This is a genomic window from Paraburkholderia sp. BL9I2N2, from assembly GCF_004339745.1.
In the GTDB taxonomy this organism is placed as follows: domain Bacteria; phylum Pseudomonadota; class Gammaproteobacteria; order Burkholderiales; family Burkholderiaceae; genus Paraburkholderia.
Genome location: NZ_SMGP01000001.1, coordinates 4,765,684 through 4,786,044 on the forward strand (window position 1 = coordinate 4,765,684; position 20,361 = coordinate 4,786,044).

The 20,361-nt window shown below is 63.1% G+C and carries 20 protein-coding genes and 2 pseudogenes; 7 read left to right on the forward strand and 15 right to left on the reverse strand.

The window, feature by feature from the left end; all coding sequences use genetic code 11:
- Positions 1-203: 203 nt before the first annotated feature.
- The 5 genes from B0G74_RS21860 to ugpB form a co-directional block, all read right to left on the reverse strand.
- Positions 204-503 (reverse strand): DUF3761 domain-containing protein, encoded by a 300-nt coding sequence (locus tag B0G74_RS21860; protein WP_132376780.1) that lies wholly within the window; start codon positions 501-503, stop codon positions 204-206.
- 50 nt (positions 504-553) lie between these two features.
- A complete protein-coding gene (locus B0G74_RS21865; RefSeq protein WP_132376781.1) occupies positions 554-1,642 on the reverse strand; it encodes a sn-glycerol-3-phosphate import ATP-binding protein UgpC in 1,089 nt (362 codons plus the stop codon).
- A gap of 85 nt (positions 1,643-1,727) precedes the next feature.
- Positions 1,728-2,573: a sn-glycerol-3-phosphate ABC transporter permease UgpE gene (ugpE, locus tag B0G74_RS21870; protein WP_007180267.1), complete on the reverse strand. Its 846-nt coding sequence runs from the start codon at positions 2,571-2,573 to the stop codon at positions 1,728-1,730.
- Entirely contained in the window at positions 2,570-3,454 is an 885-nt protein-coding gene (gene ugpA, locus B0G74_RS21875) for a sn-glycerol-3-phosphate ABC transporter permease UgpA (protein ID WP_012434461.1), read from the reverse strand. Before ugpA ends, ugpE begins: the two co-directional genes overlap by 4 nt.
- A gap of 71 nt (positions 3,455-3,525) precedes the next feature.
- Complete coding sequence (gene ugpB / locus B0G74_RS21880; RefSeq protein ID WP_132376782.1) at positions 3,526-4,851, reverse strand: sn-glycerol-3-phosphate ABC transporter substrate-binding protein UgpB; 1,326 nt, start codon at positions 4,849-4,851, stop codon at positions 3,526-3,528.
- Between the two features lie 347 nt (positions 4,852-5,198).
- On the opposite strand from ugpB, the pseudogene B0G74_RS21885 reads away from it, so the two are divergent.
- Positions 5,199-5,372: pseudogene (locus tag B0G74_RS21885) on the forward strand (glycerophosphodiester phosphodiesterase); the annotation flags it as partial.
- A gap of 145 nt (positions 5,373-5,517) precedes the next feature.
- On the opposite strand, the gene ychF reads toward B0G74_RS21885, so the two are convergent.
- On the reverse strand, positions 5,518-6,612 hold the full coding sequence (gene ychF / locus B0G74_RS21890) for a redox-regulated ATPase YchF (protein ID WP_132376783.1): 1,095 nt from the start codon (positions 6,610-6,612) through the stop codon (positions 5,518-5,520).
- Positions 6,613-6,926: 314 nt separating this feature from the next.
- On the opposite strand from ychF, the gene B0G74_RS21895 reads away from it, so the two are divergent.
- The 5 genes from B0G74_RS21895 (at position 6,927) to B0G74_RS21915 (ending at position 12,036) form a co-directional block, all read left to right on the forward strand.
- Positions 6,927-7,292: a hypothetical protein gene (locus tag B0G74_RS21895; RefSeq protein WP_132376784.1), complete on the forward strand. Its 366-nt coding sequence runs from the start codon at positions 6,927-6,929 to the stop codon at positions 7,290-7,292.
- Between the two features lie 78 nt (positions 7,293-7,370).
- Positions 7,371-8,543, forward strand: coding sequence for a UbiH/UbiF family hydroxylase (locus B0G74_RS21900; RefSeq protein WP_132376785.1), 1,173 nt, complete (start codon positions 7,371-7,373; stop codon positions 8,541-8,543).
- Between the two features lie 132 nt (positions 8,544-8,675).
- Positions 8,676-9,401 (forward strand): DsbC family protein, encoded by a 726-nt coding sequence (locus B0G74_RS21905; RefSeq protein WP_132376786.1) that lies wholly within the window; start codon positions 8,676-8,678, stop codon positions 9,399-9,401.
- 94 nt (positions 9,402-9,495) lie between these two features.
- Positions 9,496-11,286 carry a PDZ domain-containing protein gene (locus B0G74_RS21910; protein ID WP_132376787.1) on the forward strand — a complete coding sequence of 597 codons (1,791 nt, stop codon included), beginning with the start codon at positions 9,496-9,498 and terminating at the stop codon, positions 11,284-11,286.
- A gap of 153 nt (positions 11,287-11,439) precedes the next feature.
- Positions 11,440-12,036: an NAD(P)H-dependent oxidoreductase gene (locus B0G74_RS21915; protein WP_132376788.1), complete on the forward strand. Its 597-nt coding sequence runs from the start codon at positions 11,440-11,442 to the stop codon at positions 12,034-12,036.
- A gap of 110 nt (positions 12,037-12,146) precedes the next feature.
- Here the strand turns inward: B0G74_RS21915 and B0G74_RS21920 are convergent, their stop codons facing one another.
- The 8 genes and pseudogenes from B0G74_RS21920 to rpe form a co-directional block, all read right to left on the reverse strand.
- Entirely contained in the window at positions 12,147-12,995 is an 849-nt protein-coding gene (locus B0G74_RS21920) for a uracil-DNA glycosylase (RefSeq protein ID WP_132376789.1), read from the reverse strand.
- A gap of 46 nt (positions 12,996-13,041) precedes the next feature.
- Entirely contained in the window at positions 13,042-13,668 is a 627-nt protein-coding gene (locus B0G74_RS21925; protein WP_132376790.1) for a CYTH domain-containing protein, read from the reverse strand.
- Positions 13,669-13,714: 46 nt separating this feature from the next.
- Positions 13,715-14,500 (reverse strand): indole-3-glycerol phosphate synthase TrpC, encoded by a 786-nt coding sequence (trpC, locus tag B0G74_RS21930; protein ID WP_132376791.1) that lies wholly within the window; start codon positions 14,498-14,500, stop codon positions 13,715-13,717.
- An 18-nt stretch (positions 14,501-14,518) separates the two neighbouring features.
- Positions 14,519-15,551 (reverse strand): annotated as a pseudogene (gene trpD, locus B0G74_RS21935) (anthranilate phosphoribosyltransferase).
- A 17-nt stretch (positions 15,552-15,568) separates the two neighbouring features.
- A complete protein-coding gene (locus B0G74_RS21940; protein WP_132376792.1) occupies positions 15,569-16,171 on the reverse strand; it encodes an aminodeoxychorismate/anthranilate synthase component II in 603 nt (200 codons plus the stop codon).
- Between the two features lie 13 nt (positions 16,172-16,184).
- Positions 16,185-17,678: an anthranilate synthase component I gene (trpE, locus tag B0G74_RS21945; RefSeq protein ID WP_132376793.1), complete on the reverse strand. Its 1,494-nt coding sequence runs from the start codon at positions 17,676-17,678 to the stop codon at positions 16,185-16,187.
- A 370-nt stretch (positions 17,679-18,048) separates the two neighbouring features.
- Complete coding sequence (locus B0G74_RS21950; RefSeq protein ID WP_132376794.1) at positions 18,049-18,765, reverse strand: phosphoglycolate phosphatase; 717 nt, start codon at positions 18,763-18,765, stop codon at positions 18,049-18,051.
- 15 nt (positions 18,766-18,780) lie between these two features.
- Positions 18,781-19,464, reverse strand: coding sequence for a ribulose-phosphate 3-epimerase (gene rpe, locus B0G74_RS21955; RefSeq protein ID WP_132376795.1), 684 nt, complete (start codon positions 19,462-19,464; stop codon positions 18,781-18,783).
- A 278-nt stretch (positions 19,465-19,742) separates the two neighbouring features.
- Between rpe and apaG the strand changes: the two genes are divergently transcribed.
- Positions 19,743-20,117 (forward strand): Co2+/Mg2+ efflux protein ApaG, encoded by a 375-nt coding sequence (gene apaG, locus B0G74_RS21960; protein WP_132376796.1) that lies wholly within the window; start codon positions 19,743-19,745, stop codon positions 20,115-20,117.
- A 57-nt stretch (positions 20,118-20,174) separates the two neighbouring features.
- Here apaG and B0G74_RS45835 read toward each other — a convergent pair whose 3' ends face one another.
- Positions 20,175-20,336, reverse strand: a complete 162-nt coding sequence (locus B0G74_RS45835; protein ID WP_012434443.1) for a hypothetical protein — start codon at positions 20,334-20,336, stop codon at positions 20,175-20,177.
- Between the last annotated feature and the right edge of the window lie 25 nt (positions 20,337-20,361).

Consider the following 20,361-nt stretch of genomic DNA (forward strand, 5'->3'; position numbering starts at 1 on the left):
CGCGTAGGGGCGGGCGATCGTGGGTGGATGGGTAATCGGTGTCATGGCCGGGCGGAGCGCCCGGCGCCGGCCGGCGCGGCGTGAAGCATGGCGTCGAACTTCGCGGCGCCCCGCGCGCGGGCGGGTTCTTCAGGTGGCATTGTACTTCGGCAGGGGCGCCGGACGGCAGTGGGTGTCCGTCCGGCCAGGGCCCGCTCGGATGATCAGAGCCAATCCGCGACACCGTCATGCCGCGAACACGTGCCGCTGCGATGCCGGCTGAAGCTGTACGTGGCATCGCGGCAGCGCGCGGTCGCGCCTTCCGGCGCCTTGCCGGATAAGGAGCGGGCTGGCGCGTGCACCGTGTTGCCGTCGCGATTCGTATAGGTGTTGTGATTGCTGAGGTTCGCTTCGTCGGGCGTGGTGCCCGGTGCGACATACGCGAACGCGGAGGACACGGTGAACAACAGCGCCGCGGCAGCTGCCGTGCAGGCGCGCAAGGTGTTACGAATCATGCCTGTCATGGTCTTTCGAGTGCTTGTTATTCTGACCTCACGCGCGCTTTGCGAGCACTTCAATTCGCGCGCCGTCCGCTCGCCGGATCGAAGAAATGCAGATGCCGCGCGGGCAGCGCCACTTGCAGCGCCTCGCCTGCCGCGGGCCGATGCGCGTGCGGCAAACGCACCGTCACGTCGTGCTTGCCCCAGCGGCCGTGCGCGAGATTGTCCGCGCCGAGCAATTCGCAGGAATCGACGGTGAGCGTCGCGTGCGGCGCATCCGCCTGGCCCGGGCTCATGTGTTCCGGACGAATGCCGAGCGTCCACTCGCGTCCTTTGGCGACTTCCCGGCCGATCGATGCGACGTCGGCCAACGGCAGCTTCGGACCGTTCCCAGCCACTTCAAAAACTGAGCCGTCATCCGACACGCGGCCTTCCAGCAAATTCATCCCCGGCGAACCGATGAAGCTCGCTACGAACACCGTGGCGGGCCGTTCATAGACATCGGTCGGCGCACCGATCTGCTCGGCGTGGCCCTTGTTCATCACGATCACACGCTGGGCCAACGTCATCGCTTCGATCTGATCGTGCGTCACGTACAGACTCGTCGTTGCAAGCCGCGCATGCAGGCGCTGGATTTCGAGCCGCATCTGCACGCGCAAGCGCGCGTCGAGATTCGACAACGGTTCGTCGAACAGGAACACGGCCGGCTCGCGCACGATCGCGCGCCCCATCGCGACACGTTGGCGTTGCCCGCCGGATAGCTCGCGCGGCTTGCGCTGCAACAGCGCTTCGAGTTCGAGAATCTGCGCGGCGGCCTGCACGCGCTTTTCGATCTGCGCACGCTCGACACCCGCGATCTTCAGCGCATAGCCCATGTTCTCGGCCACGCTCATATGCGGATACAGCGCATAGTTCTGGAACACCATCGCGATGTTGCGATCCTTCGGCTCAAGCTGATTGACCACTTTGCCGGCGATCGAAATATTGCCATCGGAGATGCGCTCGAGTCCCGCCACCATCCGCAGCAAGGTCGATTTGCCGCAACCGGACGGGCCGACCATCACGACGAACTCGCCGTCGGCGACGTCCACGTTGATGCCGTGCAACACGAACTGTTTGCCGTCGTAGGTTTTTTTCACGCCTTGCAGAGTCAGTGCAGCCATGCCGTTTTAGCCTTTCGTTACGTGCCGCGGATCGCGCGGTGTTGTGATTTCAATGCCGGAAGAAGCTCGCTCAAACGGGCGCCGCTTACTTCTCCGCGTCCACGAGTCCGCGCACGAACCAGCGCTGCATCGTCAGCACGACTGCGAGCGGCGGCAGCATGGCGAGCAGCGTTGCGGTCATTACCAGATGCCATTCGGTCGCGGTGTCGCCCGACGCGATCATGCTTTTGATGCCGACCACGGCCGTGGTCAGCGATTGCTGGCTCGTGATCAGAATCGGCCACAGGTACTGATTCCAGCCGTAGATGAACGTGATCACGAACAGGGCAGCCATGTTCGTCTTCGACAGCGGCAAGACGACGTCCCAGAAGAACCGCATGGCGCCGGCGCCGTCGATGCGCGCGGCTTCCATCAATTCGTCCGGCAGCGTCATGAAGAACTGGCGGAACAGGAAGGTTGCGGTGGCCGAGGCGATCAGTGGCAACGTCAAACCGCTATACGTATTGCTCAGATGCATCGACGACACGACTTGCACGGTCGGAAAGATCCGCACTTCGACCGGCAGCATCAGCGTAATGAAGATCAGCCAGAACGCGAGGTTGCGAAACGGGAAACGGAAGAACACGATCGCGTACGCGGAGATCATCGACACGGCGATCTTGCCGATCGAAATCACCAGCGCCATCACGAGGCTGTTGAACAGCATGCGGCCGAACGGCGCCGCCGCGTTGCCGCTGCCTTGCGACCAGACGGTCGCGATGTTCTCGAACAGATGCGTGCTCGGCACCAGCGAAAGCGGCACGCTGAACACTTCGTGCTCGCTCATGGTCGCCGCGCAGAACGCGACGTACACCGGAAACACCACCAGCACGACGCCCAGAATCAGCACCGCGTGGCAGAAGAGGTCGAAACCGCGGCGGTTCTCGATCATGAGTATTGAACCCTGCGTTCGATGAAGCGAAATTGCACGACCGTCAACGCGACGACGATCACCATCAGGATCACCGACTGCGCGCCGGAACTGCCGATGTCGAGCCCCTGAAAACCTTCGGCGAAGATCTTGTAGATCAGCGTGCGGGTGGCTTGCGCGGGACCGCCGCCGGTGGCGGCGTCGATCACCGGGAAGGTGTCGAAGAATGCATAGGTGATGTTGATCACCAGCAGGAAGAAACTGGTCGGCGACAGGAGCGGTAGTGCGATGCCGAAAAAGCGCCGCACCGGACCGGCGCCGTCGATCGCCGCCGCTTCGATGAGCGAGCGCGGAATCGCCTGCAAGCCCGCATAGAAGAACAGAAAGTTATAGCTGACCTGCTTCCAGACGGACGCGAGCACCACGAGGAACATCGCCTGGCCCGCGTTCAGCGCGTGATTCCACACGATGCCGTACTTGGCCAGCGCGTAGGTGACGAGGCCGATGCTCGGGTTGAACAGGAACGACCACAGCACGGCGGCGATCGCGGGCGCGACCGCGTACGGCCAGATCAACAGCGTTTGATAAGTCTTGGCGCCGCGCGTCACGCGATCGGCGCAGACCGCGAGCAGCAGCGAGATCACGAGCCCCGACACCGTGACGAGCGCGCAGAAGATCAGCGTCGTATAGAACGACGAAAGATAGAGCGGATCGGCGAAGAGTTGCTTGAAGTTGGCGAGCCCGACGAACTCGCTGGATGTTCCGAACGCGTCCTGGCTTTGCGTGGATTGCCACAGCGCCTCACCGGCCGGCCACAGGAAAAACAGCAGCGTGATCGCGAGTTGCGGCGCGACGAGCAGGTAGGGCAGCAGGCTGGTGCCGAAGCTGGAGCGCTTTTCCATCGATGATTTCCAAGGTTCTGCTGCAAGCACGGGTTCCGGTGCGAGCGCACCGAAACCCTGCCGACGACCGCTTAGTTGCCGGCTTTCTCGAAGCGGCGCAGCAGTTCATCGCCACGCGACACGGAGGCGTCGAGCGCCTGTTGCGGCGTCTTCTTCTGTGCCCAGACCTGTTCGAGTTCTTCGTCGATGATGGTGCGGATCTGCGGCATGTTGCCCAGACGCAAGCCCTTCGTGTACGGCAGCGGCGGCTTGTTGAGCATCTGCTTGATGGCGGTGTCGCTGCCCGGGTTCTTTTCGTAGAAGCCTTGTTGCTGCGTCAGTTGATAGGCGGCGGTGGTGACCGGCAGATAGCCGGTATCCTGATGCCACTTGGCGGCAACCGGCGCCGACGACAGATACGAGAGGAATTTCGCCACGCCCTTATAGACCGCCGGATCCTTGCCCGACAGCACCCACAGGCTTGCTCCGCCGATGATCGCGTTCTGCGGCGCGCCCTTCACGCTCGCGTCGTACGGCATCATGCCGGTGCCGAAGTTGAACTTCGCGTACTTCTTGATCGTGGCGAGCGACCCCGACGAGTTGGTGATGATCCCGCAGTCGCCGCTATAGAACTTCGACACTGGTTCGTCCTTGCGGCCGACGTAGGTGAAGGTGCCGTCCTTCTGCATGTTCTGCAGGAACTGGATATGCGCGACTTGCAGCGGCTTGTTGAACTCCAGTTGCGCGTCGGGGCCGTCGAAGCCGTTGTTCTTCGTCGCGAACGGCGCGCCGTGCCAGGCGCTGTAGTTCTCGAGTTGAATCCAGCTCTGCCAGCCCGATGAATAGCCGCACGCCATGCCCGACGCCTTCAGCTTTTGTGCGTCGGCCTGCAGTTCGGCCCAGGTTTTCGGTGGCTGGTTCGGGTCGAGGCCGGCTTTCTTGAAGGCGTCCTTGTTGTAGTACAGCACCGGTGTCGAGCTGTTGAACGGCATCGAGATCAGCTCGCCGGTTTTGGCGTCGCTGTAATAGCTGGCGATGGTCGGCACGAAGGCCTTTTCATCGAGCGGCACGCCGGCTTGCTTGAACACTTCCGAGACGGGGATCACGGCCTTCTTCGCCTGCATCATGGTGGCGGTGCCGACTTCGTAGACCTGCAGGATGGCCGGCGCATTGCCGCTGCGATACGCGGCGATGCCGGCGGCGAGAGTCTGGTCGTAGGTGCCTTTGAAGACCGGCACGATCTTGTAGTCGCTTTGCGATGCGTTGAACGCGTTGGCGATGTCGTTCAGCCGTTCGCCCAATGCGGCTTCCATGCCGTGCCAGAACTGGATTTCAGTCGCGGCGTGGGCCGCCTGGCTGAGGCCGACACTCAATACGGCGGCAACGGAAAGCGAACGGATTAGCGGCTTCAAACTCATCGATTTGTCTCCAGATTGGAACGGGCGCGGATGCGAATCGCGCGATTCTATTTGTGTTCGATGACAGTCCGGCGACGGTGGCCGGGCGGCGTGCACCATTTTTGACGGGCGCCGAATGCCGCAATTTAACACCGGTGTCACAAAACGGAAACAGTCGGTGGTTGAAGGCGACAGTCTGTGCGAGGCCTCAGTCTGCTCGGCGCCTACGAGTTTGAGTTGCTCGCGTGGATTCGTGTACGTTACGTCACGGTGCGTTAATCAGGATTGCAGATGCTGGGTTCTTCATTGCGGTTGGCAGCAGGTAGTTGATTGCGGGCCTCGCGTTGGCCGGTTGCTCGCTCGCGCCCCGGCAGAAGCCCGACGTGCGCATCGTCGCGATTGCCGTGAACGATGCGGACGATTACCGCATGGCGGCGTGCCTCGGCATCGATGCGGTGCTCACGGATTCACCGGCAAGAATGGCGGCGATCAGGGACGGTATCGCATTGCCGCTGCGCTGCGCGCGTTCCAATGCAAACTAGCGGCCAATAAAAAAAGCCCGCTTTAAAAAGCGGGCTCCCTTGAAGTCACTTGCTGCGGGCGACAACGCTCAGGTTTTCACCCGTGGCCGTCTCATGCCGAAGCTGAAGCCGAAGCCGAAGCCGAAGCCGAAGCCCAGGCAGAAACTCAGACGTTGAACAAGAAGTTCATCACGTCGCCATCATGCACGACGTATTCCTTGCCTTCCGCACGCATCTTGCCGGCTTCCTTCGCGCCTTGCTCACCCTTGTACGTGATGTAGTCGTTGAACGCGATTGTCTGCGCGCGAATGAAGCCGCGCTCGAAGTCCGTGTGAATCGCGCCCGCGGCCTGCGGCGCCGTATCGCCGACATGGATCGTCCACGCGCGCACTTCCTTCACGCCAGCCGTGAAGTAGGTTTGCAGGCCCAGCAGCTTGAAGCCGGCGCGGATCACGCGGTTCAGACCCGGCTCTTCCATGCCCATGTCGGCGAGGAACACCTCCATGTCGGCTTCGTCGAGGTCGGCGATTTCCGCTTCGATCGCGGCGCACACGGCGACGACCGGCGCGTTTTCCGCCGCCGCGAACTTCGCGACCGCGTCCAGATGCGGGTTGTTCGCGAAGCCGTCTTCCTTCACGTTGGCCACGTACATGGTCGGCTTGGCAGTGATCAGGCAGAACGGCTTGAGCGTGGCCTTTTCTTCGTCCGACAGGTCGAGCGCGCGGACCGGCTTGGCCTGGTCGAGTTGCGCACGCACCTTTTCCAGCACCGCAGCGTTCTTGATGGCTTCCTTGTCGTTACCCGACTTGGCGGCCTTCGAATAGCGCGCCAGCGCCTTTTCGACGGTCGCGAGGTCGGCCAGCGCCAGTTCGGTGTTGATCACTTCGATATCCGACAGCGGATCGATCTTGTTCGCGACGTGAATCACGTTCTCGTCTTCGAAGCAGCGCACCACGTGCGTGATCGCGTCGGTTTCGCGGATGTTGGCGAGGAACTGGTTGCCCAGACCTTCGCCCTTGCTCGCACCGGCCACCAGACCGGCGATGTCGACGAATTCCACCACGGCCGGCAGGATGCGCTCCGGCTTGACGATCTCAGCGAGCGCCTTCAGACGCGCGTCCGGCACCTCGACGATGCCGACATTCGGCTCGATCGTGCAGAACGGATAGTTTTCGGCGGCAATGCCCGCCTTGGTCAGCGCGTTGAACAGGGTGGACTTGCCGACGTTAGGCAAGCCGACGATGCCGCATTTGAGGCTCATGGAAATCCTTCAGTGAATCAGTAAGTTGCGTGATGCGCTCGACGCTGTGTGCAGGATTCGAGAAGCCTTCGCGTGTGGCGTGGCGGACAATGCAGCGGAGCGGGACAAGACACCGGATCGGGGCGTTGCTCGACGACCGGGCGCAAGTTTTCACGGAAAGCGCAATTGTAACCCGTTCGGATCGGCGCACCGACGCGGCAGCGGGAAAGCGGCGCCCATCGCTCGATCGGCGATTGCAAGGTTCAGGTAAGAATTTCTCGAACGCATTGTAGAATCGCCGGTTCAGGGCCGGTAGAGCCCAATCCGAGGAAAAAATGAGAACAATACGATGGGTCATCACGGGCGTGGCTATTGTCGCGTTGGGCAGCGCGATCGCGTCATGGGTATCGCCGAACTTCGACGACGCCCAGGCGAACTCGGACCGGCAGACGGTCAACTGCCTCTCCAGTCGTTTGACGTTGGACGATAAAAAGCAGATCGCCCAATTCGCCGACGCCAACGACTTCGATTCACTCTGGCACGTGTATGACCGCATTTTCCCGGACTGCGCCGTGCGCGGCGATCAGCGGGAGCGCAAGGGCGACCTCGAGGCGAGCGCCTGGCGGCTCCTGTCTTCCGACCGCGAATTCACGCGGCTGCGCGAAGCGAACGCGGCACACGCGGCCGCCGGTCGCCTGTGAGCATCGGCGCGATTGTTTGGGCTCAAACGCCGCGTGCATCGATCCGTCCCCCGCAACCCCCGCGGCTATAATGCGCGGATGAACGCACACCACCAGACCTTTGATGCCGCCGTGATCGGCGGCGGGCTCGTCGGCAAGACCGCGGCGCTCGCGCTGACTCAAGGCGGGTTGCGCGTGGCGCTGCTCGCGCAACCCTGCGCGGCACTGCCCGCCGGCGTTGCCTTCGACTCGCGGGTCTACGCGTTGTCGTCGAGTTCACAGGCTTTGCTGGAGCGTTTGCGGGTCTGGCAGGCGCTGGATCTGGCGCGGCTCGGGCCCGTCTACGACATGCGCGTCTACGGCGACGCGCACGCCGAACTGCATTTCTCCGCGTTCCAGGCTTCGGTGCCGCAACTGGCGTGGATCGTCGAGTCGTCGGTGATCGAACGTGCGCTGGATGCGGCGTTGCGCTTCCAGCCAAATCTCACATGGATCGACACGCGCGCGCAGGCGCTGGACTTCACCGCGGATAGCGCTAGCGTCGGGCTGGCCAACGGCAATGTGCTCGACGCCGATCTGGTGGTCGGCGCGGACGGTGCACATTCGTGGGTGCGTGCTCAGATCGGCTCGAAGATGGACCGGCGCGACTACAAGCAAACCGGCGTGGTCGCCAATTTCAAGGCCGAAAAGCCGCACGGCGAAACCGCTTACCAATGGTTCAAGGACGGCGAGATCATCGCGCTTCTGCCCATGCCGGACGGCCACGTTTCGCTGGTCTGGTCGGCGCGCACCGAGCACGCGGAGCAACTGATCGCGCTCGATCCGGCGCAACTCGCCGCTGAAGTGGAACGCGTGACCGGCGGCCAGTTCGGCGTGCTCGATTGCGTGACGCCGGCGCAAGGTTTCCCGCTCGCGCTGCAAATGGTCGACCGGCTGGTGGCGCCACGCGTCGCGCTGGTCGGCGACGCCGCGCATCTGATTCATCCGCTGGCCGGGCAGGGCATGAACCTCGGCCTGCGCGACGTCGCGGCGCTCGCCGACGCGGTCGCCGGCAAGGAATCGTTCCGCGATCTCGGCGACATGGTGCTGCTGCGCCGCTACGAACGCGCCCGCCGCGAAGACATCCGCGCGCTGATGATCGCCACCGACGGGCTGCAAAAACTCTTCTCGGTTCCCGGTCCGTTTGCCAAGGTCTTGCGTAATACCGGCATGGCGTTCGTGGGCGCGCAGCCGTTCATCAAGCGCTGGCTGGTGTCGGCTGCGCTGGGTTGAAGCACCCGGCCGGGCATGCCGCGGCCGGCGACACAGGTATCATGAGCGGATGGACGCCGTTCCGGTCAGACAGGAAACGTCAGGAAACGAGCAATGCGTGCGCATGGCGCGCGATTGAACCAGGAATTCAGGATGAAAAAAACTTTCCGCATGGCCGCCGCCGTGCTTGCCATCGCCGCCGTCACGATCGGCTGCTCCGCGCAGGCCGACCAGACCACCGACAAGCTCAAAGCCACGCTGCAGACGCGGCTTTCCGACGTGTCGATCAAGAGCGTGACGAAGTCGCCGATTGCCGGCCTGTACGAAGTGAACCTCGGCACGCAGATTGTGTATAGCGACGCGAACGGCGATTACCTGATGCTCGGCGACATGGTCGACGCCAAGACCCGCAAGAATCTGACCGAAGCACGCCTCGCTGAAACCAACCGCATCGATTTCGCGAGCCTGCCGTTCGGGAACGCGGTGAAGGTCGTGAAGGGCAACGGCGCGCGCAAGATCGCCGTGTTCTCCGATCCGAACTGCCCGTACTGCAAGCAACTCGAAACGTCGCTCAAGTCGATCGACAACGTGACGGTCTACACGTTCCTGTACCCGGTGCTGTCGCCGGATTCGACCGCCAAATCGAAGTCGATCTGGTGCTCGACGGACCGCGCGAAGGCCTGGGAATCGTGGATGCAGGACCATCAGGCGCCCACCGCCGCCGGCACGTGCGACACCGCCGCGATCGACAAGAACCTGGCGCTCGGCCACGCAATGAACGTCGACGGCACGCCCACGGTGTTCCTCGCCGACGGCCGCCGTCTGCCCGGCGCCGTGCCGGCCGACCGGCTGGACAAGGAAATGTCCGCGGTGCACTGAGCACGCGGAACTCAACGAACAAAGGAGGCGCGACGTGCGCCTCCTTTCGCATCGAGCCCGAACATCCCCGCCTCACCTCTTCTAATCGCCGCCGATGAAGCCGATCCGCTACACCATCGTTCCCAAGCAACCCGCCGCTCACCTGTTCGAAGTCACCGTGACCGTCGCCGATCCCGATCCGGCCGGCCAGCGTTTCATGCTGCCGGTGTGGATTCCGGGCAGCTACATGGTGCGCGAGTTCGCTCGCAACATCGTGACGTTGCGCGCCTTCAACGACGCGGGCCGCAAAGTGCGCGTCGAGAAGACCGACAAGCACACGTGGCAGGCTGCGCCGGTCAAGGGCGCGCTGACGTTGCGCTATGAGGTCTACGCGTGGGATCTATCGGTGCGCGCGGCGCATCTCGACGATACGACGGGTTTTTTCAACGGCACGAGCGTGTTCCTCTCGCCGCTCGGTCATGAGGAAGCGCAGTGCGTGGTCGATATTCAGAAGCCCGAAGGCGCGGCGTATCGCAACTGGCGCGTCGCGACCGCGCTGCCGGAGGCGCGCGGCACGAAGCGTTACGGTTTCGGCGAGTATCGCGCGCAGAACTACGACGAGCTGATCGATCATCCCGTCACGCTGGGCGAATTCGCGCTGGCGACGTTCAAGGCGCATGGCGTGCCGCACGACATCGTGATCGCAGGACGCGTGATCGGGCTCGACATGGCGCGTCTGTCCGCCGACCTGAAGCGCATTTGCGAAGCGCAGATCGCGTTGTTCGAGCCGAAGTCGAAGAAAGCGCCGATGGATCGCTACGTATTCATGACCCAGGCCGTCACCGATGGTTATGGCGGCCTCGAACACCGCGCTTCGACCGCGTTGATCTGCAATCGCGGCGATTTGCCGGTGGCAGGGCGCGAGGCGCTCACCGAAGGCTACCGGACCTACCTCGGCCTGTGCAGTCACGAATACTTCCACACCTGGAACGTGAAGCGCATCAAGCCGGCCGTGTTCGCGCCGTACGATCTGAGCGTCGAAAACTATACGTCGCTGCTGTGGTTGTTCGAGGGCTTCACCTCTTACTACGACGACCTGATCCTCGTGCGCAGCGGCCTGATCTCGCAGGACGACTACTTCGGCATGCTCGGAAAGGTGATCGGCGGCGTGCAGCGCGGCAGCGGACGTCTCAAGCAGACCGTCGCCGAAAGCTCGTTCGACGCGTGGGTCAAGTACTACCGCCAGGACGAGAACGCGCCGAACGCGATTGTCAGCTACTACACCAAGGGCTCGCTCGTCGCGCTCGCGTTCGATCTGACGATCCGTGCGCAGACCAACAACCGCAAATCGCTCGACGACGTGATGCGTCTGCTGTGGCAGCGCTTCGGCCGTGACTTCTATCGCGGCAAGCCAGTCGGCGTCGACGAAAGCGAGATCGAGGCGATTTTTGCGGAAGCGACCGGCGCGAAATTGGCCGAGTTGTTCGCCGAAGCCGTCCATGGCACGCGCGATCTGCCCCTCGACACGCTGCTCGCACCGTTCGGCGTCGAAATCGCGCCCGAAGTGGACAAAAACGCCAAGCCGTCGCTCGGCGCGCGCATGCGCGGCGGCGCGGATTGCGCGCTGGCAGCGGTTCATGACGGCAGCGCCGCACAAAAAGCAGGGCTCTCGGCCGGCGACGTGCTGATCGCGCTCGACGGCCTGCGCGTGACGGGCTCGAATCTTGACGGGCTGCTCGCGCGCTACCAGCCGGGCGCGAAAGTCGAGATTCACGCCTTCCGCCGCGACGAGTTGCGCACCGCGCAAGTCAAGCTGGACGGGCCGGAGGTGGCGCGCTACAAGCTCACCGCCAGCGACAAGCGCCCCGCCGCGCGCAAGGCTCGCGAGCGCTGGCTGGCTAGCTGATCGTCATCCGGGCCGTCCCAACGAACGGCCCGTGGTGGCGGATTGTTCTACCAGTGCAACGATCCGTCGCCGCCGGATGGCTTTTTCCCGAGGCGGTAAAAAAACACAATGGCTCCATTCGCGCAACACTGCGCGCCCCAACTGGAGTCAACCATGACCACGATCCTGCAAATCAACTCGGCAGCCCGCTCGCAAGGCGCAAACTCGACGTTGCTCGTCAACGAGCTGACCGCAAAACTGCAACAATCGAATCCGGGCGCGCAAGTCGTCGTCCGCAATCTGCAAGCTGAACCGCTGCCGCACCTGGACGACGCCGTCCTCGGCGCGTTCTTCACGCCGGCTGAGCAACGCACGGCCGAGCAAGCCGCGATCGCCGCGCGCAGCGAAGCGCTGATCGCCGAACTGCAAGCCGCCGACATCGTCGTGATCGGCGCACCGATGTACAACTTCGGCATCTCGTCGCAACTGAAGACGTACTTCGACTTCATCGCCCGTGCCGGCATCACGTTCCAGTACACGGCGAACGGTCCGGAAGGTCTCGTGAAGGGCAAGAAGGTTCACGTCGTGTCGGCACGCGGCGGCAAATATCTGGGCACGCCGAACGACAGCCAGACGCCGTACCTGACGAGCTTCCTGGGCTTCCTCGGCATGACCGATGTCAACTTCATCTACGCCGAAGGCCTGAACATGGGCCCGGACGCTGCCGGCGCCGCTCTGGCTTCCGCGCGTGAAGCGATCGCTGCTGCGTAAATCTAGCTGCGCAGCTTCGATGCGGTCGATAGCACCGGAATGAAAAACGCCACGAACCTTGGGTCCGTGGCGTTTTTTCTTTGTGGCGCGATGCCGGATGCCGGCGGTTTTTACGCGAGCATTTGCGCTTCGTCGGGCAGGCGCCAGTCGATGGGTTCGCGGCCGTGCTGCGCGAGATAGTCGTTGGCCTTCGCAAAATGCCCGCAGCCGAGAAAACCGCGATGCGCCGACAGCGGCGACGGATGCGGCGCTTCCAGCACGTAATGCGACTTGCCGCCGAGCAGCGCGCGCTTGGCTTGCGCATGCGCGCCCCACAGCATGAACACGAGGCCGTCATGGCGCATCGCCAGTTCATGGATCAGCGTGTCGGTGCATTTTTCCCAGCCACGTTTCGCGTGGCTGGCGGCGGAATCACGCTCCACGGTCAGCACCGTGTTCAACAGCAGCACGCCTTGCTTCGCCCATGTGTCCAGACAACCGTGACGGGGCGTCTCGTGGCCGAGGCTTGCGGCGATTTCCTTGAAGATATTGCGCAGCGACGGCGGCGTGCGCACGTCCGGCGCCACGGAAAACGCGAGGCCGTGCGCTTGTGGCGTGCCGCGGTCTTCGCCGTGGTACGGGTCCTGGCCGAGGATGACGACTTTCACTTCGTCGGGGCTGGTCAGGCGCAGCGCGCGGAACACGTCGGCGGGATAGACGGTTTTGCCGGCGGCGCGCTCACCGTCGACGAAACGGCAGAGCGGCGCGTAGGCGTCGCTTTCGATGAACGGTTTGAGATGTGCGCGCCATGCGGGCGGCAGTGTGTCGAACTGGGCCTCGAGTGATGGCGGCCGCGTGGCGGCGCTGGCGCTGGTTTGCTGCGGCTGCGCGTGCGTCATGTCAGTGGCCGGTGCGGACGCGGCGTCGCCGAACAGCGATGCCTGCGACGGATTGGAGCGGGTACGGGAAGCGGAGGTCATGGCGGGGAAGTGTCGCAGCAAACGCGGCGTTGCTCAAGGTGTCGCCTCAACCAGCCCGCAACTTATAACCGCGCTGCGCCTTGCTGATATTGTCCGGTGCGAGACCGGCTATCTGTCTACCGAGTTCCGCGGCGAGTGTGTGAAGCGCGGCTTCGTCGCCGGACTTCAGTTCGAGCTCGACTTCCGAGATCGGCGCGCGACGCGTTTCGCTATCGACCTCGGCGAACACGTCGCCCTGATCGATCGCCGCTTCGATGTCCGAGCCGTCCACTTCGACACGCCACAGCGTCCGGGTGAAATTCGTGCGGAACAATTCGACGAGTTCGGGCGCGGCCTGACGCAAAGCATCCGCGGCGGACGGTTCGTCGCACTCGCGTAACAACGCATCGATCTCCAGCTTTTCGCCCGCTACCGGCATTTCCCATTCATGCCGGCTGTGCAAACCTTCTTTGGCGTTGCCCACCGTCTTGAAGGTCTGCAGCCAGCCGTCCGGCGTCTGACGCAGACGCAACGCGCTCTTCGAACTCGCCAGCGTCAGCTTGGGCGTGTCGAAGTAAATATTCACCAGCTTGATCGGACGGCCTTTCCCACCCGCGCGCGCGACGAACCACTGCGTAGCCGCCTGCACCTGCGCGGGCGGCAGCGCCAGTTTGATTTCGCGTTCCATGCCCATGATCTGCTCCGCTATGTGCGCCGCGTGCCGTGTGTCGACACCGTGCTCAGAAAAACATCCGAGCAAGCTCCACGCCCGGCTCGTCCGCGCGCATGAACGCTTCGCCGACGAGGAACGTGTGCACGTCCATCGCGCGCAGGCGTTCCACATCGGCGCGCGACAGAATGCCCGACTCCGTGACGACGATGCGGTCCTCCGGAATCGCTTCGAGCATGCCGATCGTCGTTTCGATCGACGTCTCGAAGGTGCGCAGATTGCGGTTGTTGATACCGATCAACGGCGTTTTCAGCGTGAGGGATTCCATCAGCTCATTCTGGTCGTGCACTTCGACCAGCACGGCGAGACCGAGCGAATGCGCGAGCGCTTCGAGATCCTGCATCTGCGAGGTTTCGAGCGCGGCGGCGATCAGCAGGATCGCGTCGGCGCCCATCGCGCGGGCTTCGACGATCTGGTACGGATCGACGATGAAGTCCTTGCGCAGCACCGGCAAATTGCAGGCCGCGCGCGCTTCCTGCAGATACGCGACGCTGCCTTGAAAGAACTGCACGTCGGTGAGCACGGACAGGCAGGCCGCGCCGTGCTTTTCATACGATCGCGCGATCTCGGCCGGCACGAAGTGCTCGCGCAACACGCCTTTGGACGGGCTCGCTTTTTTGACTTCGGAGATCACCGCGGCGAGACCCGCCGCGTGTTTCGCGCGCAATGCGCCGACGAAATCGCGCAGGTCGCGCGACGACGCTTCGAGGCGCAGCTCTTCGAGCGGCGCGCTCTGTTCGGCCGCGCGGACTTCTTCGCGTTTGACCGCGATGATACGGTCGAGGATGTCGCTCATAAATGTCTCGCTACGTGATTACTGCTTGAATTGCTGGGTGAAGCGAACCAGCTCGTCGACTTTCGCGCGGGCCTTGCCGCTCGCGATCGCTTCGCGCGCCAACTGGATGCCGTCCGCGATCGACGAAGCCACGTTCGCCGAATACAGGGCAGTGCCCGCATTCAGCGTGACGATCTCGCGGGCGACGCCCGGCTTGTTGTCGAGCGCTTCGAGCAGCATTGCTTTCGATTCGGTGGCGTCGGCCACTTTCAGCGTGCGGTTCGACACCATCTGCATGCCGAAGTCTTCCGGGTGAATTTCGTACTCGTGGATCTGGCCGTCGCGCAGCTCGCCGACTTGCGTCGCCGCGCCGAGCGAGACCTCGTCCATGCCGTCCATACCGTACACCACCAGCACGTGCTTCGCGCCGAGGCGCTGCATCACGCGCACCTGAATGCCGACGAGGTCCCCGTGGAACACGCCCATCAGTTGATTGGGCGCGCCGGCCGGATTGGTCAGTGGCCCGAGAATATTGAAGATGGTCCGCACGCCGAGTTCGCGGCGCACCGGCGCGATGTTCTTCATGGCCGGATGATGATTCGGCGCGAACATGAAGCCCATGCCGGTTTCCGCAATCGACGCCGCCACCTGTTCCGGCTGCAGATCGATATTCACGCCGAGCGCTTCGAGCACGTCCGCGCTGCCCGACTTGCTCGACACGCCGCGGCCACCGTGCTTCGCGACCTTCGCGCCGGCCGCGCCGGAGACGAACATGGTCGCCGTGGAAATGTTGAAGGTGTGCGAGCCGTCGCCGCCGGTACCGACGATATCGACGAAGTTCGAGTTGTCCGGCACGTCGACGTGCCGGGCGAATTCACGCATCACCGTGGCGGCGGCGGTGATTTCGCCGATGGTCTCTTTTTTTGACGCGCAAGCCCGTGATGATCGCGGCCGCCATCACGGGCGAGAGTTCGCCGCGCATGATGAGCCGCATCAAATGCAGCATTTCGTCGTGGAAAATCTCGCGGTGCTCGATGGTCCGTTGCAGCGCTTCCTGGGGCGTAATCGACATGATGTCGTCTCTCTTCATCAGGCGTTGCGGTTGGACGTTTGCGCGCTCGCGAGCTTCGACTGCTTCACGAAGTTTTCGAGCAGCGCGTGGCCGTGTTCGGACAGGATCGATTCCGGATGGAACTGCACGCCTTCCACGGCCAGTTCCTTGTGGCGCACACCCATGATCTCGCCGTCTTCGGTCCATGCCGATACTTCGAGGCAGTCGGGCAGCGATTCGCGTTCGATCGCGAGCGAGTGGTAGCGGGTCACGACGAAATGCTTCGGCAGGTCGGCGAACACGCCTTTGCAGTCGGTTTCGATCGTGCTGACCTTGCCGTGCATGATGGTTTGCGCGCGCACCACGCGCCCGCCGAAAGCCTCGCCGATCGCCTGATGGCCGAGACAGACGCCGAGAATCGGCGTCTTGCCGGCGAATTCACGCAGCACGTCGAGCGTGATGCCGGCATGTTGCGGATTGCTCGGACCGGGCGACAGGCAGATGCGCTCGGGGTTGAGCTTCGCGATTTCGTCCAGCGTGATTTCGTCGTTCCGATAGGTGCGCACGTCTTCGCCGAGTTCGCCGAAGTATTGCACCAGGTTGTAGGTGAACGAGTCGTAGTTGTCGATCATTAGCAGCATGGTGTGTCTCCGGTCAGAAGTCGCTATCGAGGCCGTCTTGAACCTGTTCGGCGGCGCGCAACACGGCGCGCGCCTTGTTCTCGGTCTCTTGCCATTCGGATTCCGGCACCGAATCCGCGACTACACCCGCTGCCGCCTGCACGTACAGATTGCCGTTCGCGATCACGCCGGTGCGGATCGTGATGGCCAGATCCATTTCGCCGGTGAACGACAGATAGCCGACCGCACCGCCGTACAGGCCGCGCTTCACGGGTTCCAGTTCGTCGATCAATTCCATCGCGCGGACCTTCGGCGCGCCCGACAGCGTGCCGGCGGGGAAGGTGGCGCGCAGCACGTCGAAATTGGTGGTGCCGGGCTTCAGCTTGCCTTCGACCGAACTCACGATGTGCTGCACGTGCGAGTACTTTTCGATCACCATCTTGTCGGTGACGACCACCGAGCCGATTTGCGCGATGCGGCCCACGTCGTTACGCGCGAGGTCGATCAGCATGACGTGTTCGGCGATTTCCTTCGGGTCGTTCAGCAGCTCGGTGGCGAGTTCCGCATCGCGTTCCGGCGTATTGCCGCGCGGACGCGTGCCGGCGAGCGGCCGGATCGTGACGATGCGATCCTCACCGCGCTTTTCCTGGCGCACCAGGATTTCCGGCGATGCGCCTACCACGTGGAAGTCGCCGAAGTTGTAGTAATACATATACGGCGACGGGTTCAGCGAGCGCAGCGCGCGGTACAGCGAGAGCGGATTGTCGCGGTACGGCTTGATCAGGCGCTGGCCGACCTGCACCTGCATCAGCTCGCCGGCGGCGATGTATTCCTTCGCCTTGCGCACGGCCGCCAGGTAATCGTCTTTGGCGAATTCGCGGTAGGTCTCGGTGCGCACACTCGCCGACGTGACCGGCGGTTGCACGGTGGTGCGCAAACGCTGGCGCAGTTCGCGCAGCCGCTGTTTGGCTTTCGTGTACGCCTCGGGCTGCGTCGGATCGGAGTAGACCACCAGATAGAGCTTGCCCGCGAGGTTGTCGATCACCGCCACTTCCTCAGTCAGCAGCAACTGGATGTCGGGCAGATTCAGATCGTCTTTCGGGGCCGTGTGCGCGAGCTTTTTCTCGATGTAGCGCACCGCGTCGTAACCGAAATAACCGGCCAGACCGCCCGCGAAACGCGGCAAGCCGGGGCGCTGCGCCACTTTGAAGCGGCCCTGGAATTGCTGGATGAATTCGAGCGGGTCGCCCTCGTGCGTTTCGACGACCTTGCCGTCGCGCACCACTTCCGACACGCCGTTGCGGGTGCGCAGCAGCGTGCGCGCCGGCAGGCCGATGAACGAATAGCGGCCGAAACGTTCACCGCCTACCACCGACTCCAGCAAGAACGAGTTCGCGCCGTTGCGTTCGCTCTGCGCGAGCTTCAGGTACAGCGAGAGCGGCGTTTCGAGGTCGGCGAGCGCTTCGGCGATCAGCGGAATGCGGTTGAAGCCCTCATTGGCGAGGGACTGGAATTCGAGTTCGGTCATGTTCCGATCCTGTACGGTGGTCCGGCGGCAGTGTGCGTCGGACAAAGCGGGTCATTGCGCGGCCGGTCAGGCGTTGGTTCGACGTATCGACACGATGATACCGACCGGCGCGAGTTTCCCATCGACGCGTGCAAGGGATTTCAGCGCACAGATGTACTTTGCGGGTACACGCAGGCCGAATCAGCCGATGCAGCGAAACAAGATGATGGAAAAAACGCGTGAGCGCAGCGAAGTAAAAAACGGTTGCCGAAGACGAGCTTCAGCGTACCTCAGGCGAGGTTAGCGCGACCAGCGACGCCAGGGCCAGGCTCCCCGGTCGATGCTAATCAGACTCCGTTTTTTATTCAGAAACATGAGGATGAAGGACTTTTCAAGTCGTGGAATGGTGCGCTGCGATCGCCTTGGCGGCGCCGAGCAGCGAGTCAACTATACCATCGGATTTTATTGTTTGTATAGCTTGGCCGTGGTTGTAGCCGTACGGCACCGTGAGCGTCGCCATGCCCGCCGCGCGGCCCGCCAGCGCGTCGTTTTCCGAATCGCCGATGGCCACCGTGGCTCGCGGTTCGACGCCCAGTTGTGCCGCGGCTGTGAGCATGGGCAGCGGATCCGGCTTCTTTTTCGCCAGGCTGTCTCCGCCGATCACGACGCTGAAATACTGCGCGAGCCCATACTGCTGCAGCAACTCCACTGCGAACCGGTGCGGCTTGTTGGTCACGCAGGCGAGTTTGAGACCGGCCTCGCGCATGGCGATCAAGCCGGCTTCGACATCGGGATAAAGCCGCGTGTGCGTGCCGTTGATCTTCGCGTACTCCTCCTGATAGATCGCGAGCGCTTCGTCGAAGCGGTCTTGCGCATGCTCCGTTTCGAAGCGCGGCGCCAGAACGCTGCGGATCAGATGCTCAGAACCCTTGCCCACATAACCGACCACCTCCTCGCGCGACGTTTCTTCTGCGTCGAGTTGCGCGAGCATGCCGTTCAGGCCGGCGGTGAAGTCGTCGGCGGTATCGATCATCGTGCCGTCCAGGTCGATGATCGCGGCTTGCAGGCGTGGGCTGGTGAAGGTCGGGGCGGGGAACGGAGTGGTCATGTTGCGTACAAGTGCTCAGTGCTGGATGTTGGCGAGTGCCGCGCGCATCTTTTCGATCACGACCTTGTGGTTGGGCTGGCCGAAAATCGCCGAACCGGCCACGAAGGTGTCCGCGCCGGCCGCCGCGATTTCAGCGATGTTGTCGACCTTCACGCCGCCGTCTACTTCCAGGAAGATCTGCCGGCCGGTGCGTTCCTTGTAGGCGTCGAGCCGCTTGCGCGCTTCGCGCAGCTTGTTGAGCGCTTCCGGAATGAACGACTGCCCGCCGAAGCCCGGATTCACCGACATGATCAGCACGAGATCGAGCTTGTCCATCACGTGATCCAGATAATTCAGCGACGTGGCCGGATTGAACACCAGGCCGGCCTTGCAGCCGTGGTCGCGGATCAGCGACAGCGTGCGGTCGATATGGTCTGAGCCTTCCGGGTGAAAGCTGATCAGGTTCGCGCCGGCCTTGGCGAAGTCCGGGACGATGCGGTCGACCGGGCGCACCATCAGATGCACGTCGATCGGCACGTCGACATGCGGGCGGATCGCTTCGCAGACGAGCGGCCCGATGGTCAGGTTCGGCACGTAATGGTTGTCCATCACGTCGAAGTGAATCCAGTCGGCGCCAGCGGCGACGACGTTGCGGACTTCCTCGCCAAGGCGGGCGAAGTCGGCTGACAGAATGCTTGGAGCGATGCGGAATTGCGTCATGGCGGGGGCGGAGGCAAGCGGGAAAGCGCCATTTTACCGTTTTGTGCGCGGGCGTTCCGGTCACGGGTGCATTCGGGCGTGGCTCGTCGTTTGAGCGGCGAATGCGACAAAACGCCTTACTCGCCCTTGTCCAAAGGGATTTGTCCGGTTGCGGGCGTGCCGCGCATCAAGCAGAATGCCAAAACCATCAGCGCCGCTTCGCCAATGCGCCCGCAAACCATTGGCGTTCGGGCTTTCCCGCGATTTTTCACACCCCGTTTCAGCAGACCGGAATCAGGATGAGCCAGTACGAATTCAGCGTCTCGGCGCAGGTGCAATATCTGCCCGAAGAGTCGGACCCGGAGCGCCGCCAGTATGCGTTCGCATACACGCTGACTATCCGTAACACCGGCCAGGTGCCCGCGCAATTGATCGCGCGCCATTGGGTGATCACCGACAGCGACAAGAACGTGCAGGAAGTGAAGGGCCTGGGCGTGGTCGGGCACCAGCCGTTGCTCAAACCGGGCGAGCATTTCGAGTACACGAGTTGGGCGGTGATTGCCACGCCGGTCGGCACCATGCGCGGGGAATACTTCTGTGTGGCCGAGGACGGCGAGCGTTTCGAAGCGCCAGTGCCGGAGTTCATCTTGCGCATGCCGCGCACCTTGCATTGAACCGAGGGCGTGGCCCGCGGTCTTTAAGAAGCTCAATGCGCGGTTAAGCGCGCAGCATTACTGCGATTTTTGCTGCTTTTGCTGTTCACTCGCGTTGGCGCGCGCCGCTTTCTTCTTGCCGGACGACGTCCACACAACGATAAAGACGAGCAGGAAGAGCGCGAGGAGCGATTCCAGCGCGAAGATGAGCATCGGGTATTCGTCGAACAGATCAGACATGGCGGTTTCCATCAAGAACGAACAT

What these genes read in the sequence shown, in the direction of transcription:
- ugpB (WP_132376782.1), bottom strand. Translation starts at nt 4,851, where the DNA reads ATGAGTTTGAAGCCGCTAATCCGTTCGCTTTCCGTTGCCGCCGTATTG.
- B0G74_RS21925 (WP_132376790.1), bottom strand. Translation starts at nt 13,668, where the DNA reads ATGGGCATGGAACGCGAAATCAAACTGGCGCTGCCGCCCGCGCAGGTG.
- B0G74_RS21915 (WP_132376788.1), top strand. Translation starts at nt 11,440, where the DNA reads ATGACCACGATCCTGCAAATCAACTCGGCAGCCCGCTCGCAAGGCGCA.
- trpE (WP_132376793.1), bottom strand. Translation starts at nt 17,678, where the DNA reads ATGACCGAACTCGAATTCCAGTCCCTCGCCAATGAGGGCTTCAACCGC.
- B0G74_RS21860 (WP_132376780.1), bottom strand. Translation starts at nt 503, where the DNA reads ATGACAGGCATGATTCGTAACACCTTGCGCGCCTGCACGGCAGCTGCC.
- B0G74_RS21920 (WP_132376789.1), bottom strand. Translation starts at nt 12,995, where the DNA reads ATGACCTCCGCTTCCCGTACCCGCTCCAATCCGTCGCAGGCATCGCTG.
- apaG (WP_132376796.1), top strand. Translation starts at nt 19,743, where the DNA reads ATGAGCCAGTACGAATTCAGCGTCTCGGCGCAGGTGCAATATCTGCCC.
- ugpE (WP_007180267.1), bottom strand. Translation starts at nt 2,573, where the DNA reads ATGATCGAGAACCGCCGCGGTTTCGACCTCTTCTGCCACGCGGTGCTG.
- trpC (WP_132376791.1), bottom strand. Translation starts at nt 14,500, where the DNA reads ATGAGCGACATCCTCGACCGTATCATCGCGGTCAAACGCGAAGAAGTC.
- B0G74_RS21865 (WP_132376781.1), bottom strand. Translation starts at nt 1,642, where the DNA reads ATGGCTGCACTGACTCTGCAAGGCGTGAAAAAAACCTACGACGGCAAA.
- B0G74_RS21950 (WP_132376794.1), bottom strand. Translation starts at nt 18,765, where the DNA reads ATGACCACTCCGTTCCCCGCCCCGACCTTCACCAGCCCACGCCTGCAA.
- ychF (WP_132376783.1), bottom strand. Translation starts at nt 6,612, where the DNA reads ATGAGCCTCAAATGCGGCATCGTCGGCTTGCCTAACGTCGGCAAGTCC.
- B0G74_RS21910 (WP_132376787.1), top strand. Translation starts at nt 9,496, where the DNA reads ATGAAGCCGATCCGCTACACCATCGTTCCCAAGCAACCCGCCGCTCAC.
- rpe (WP_132376795.1), bottom strand. Translation starts at nt 19,464, where the DNA reads ATGACGCAATTCCGCATCGCTCCAAGCATTCTGTCAGCCGACTTCGCC.
- B0G74_RS21905 (WP_132376786.1), top strand. Translation starts at nt 8,676, where the DNA reads ATGAAAAAAACTTTCCGCATGGCCGCCGCCGTGCTTGCCATCGCCGCC.
- B0G74_RS45835 (WP_012434443.1), bottom strand. Translation starts at nt 20,336, where the DNA reads ATGTCTGATCTGTTCGACGAATACCCGATGCTCATCTTCGCGCTGGAA.
- B0G74_RS21900 (WP_132376785.1), top strand. Translation starts at nt 7,371, where the DNA reads ATGAACGCACACCACCAGACCTTTGATGCCGCCGTGATCGGCGGCGGG.
- B0G74_RS21895 (WP_132376784.1), top strand. Translation starts at nt 6,927, where the DNA reads ATGAGAACAATACGATGGGTCATCACGGGCGTGGCTATTGTCGCGTTG.
- B0G74_RS21940 (WP_132376792.1), bottom strand. Translation starts at nt 16,171, where the DNA reads ATGCTGCTAATGATCGACAACTACGACTCGTTCACCTACAACCTGGTG.
- ugpA (WP_012434461.1), bottom strand. Translation starts at nt 3,454, where the DNA reads ATGGAAAAGCGCTCCAGCTTCGGCACCAGCCTGCTGCCCTACCTGCTC.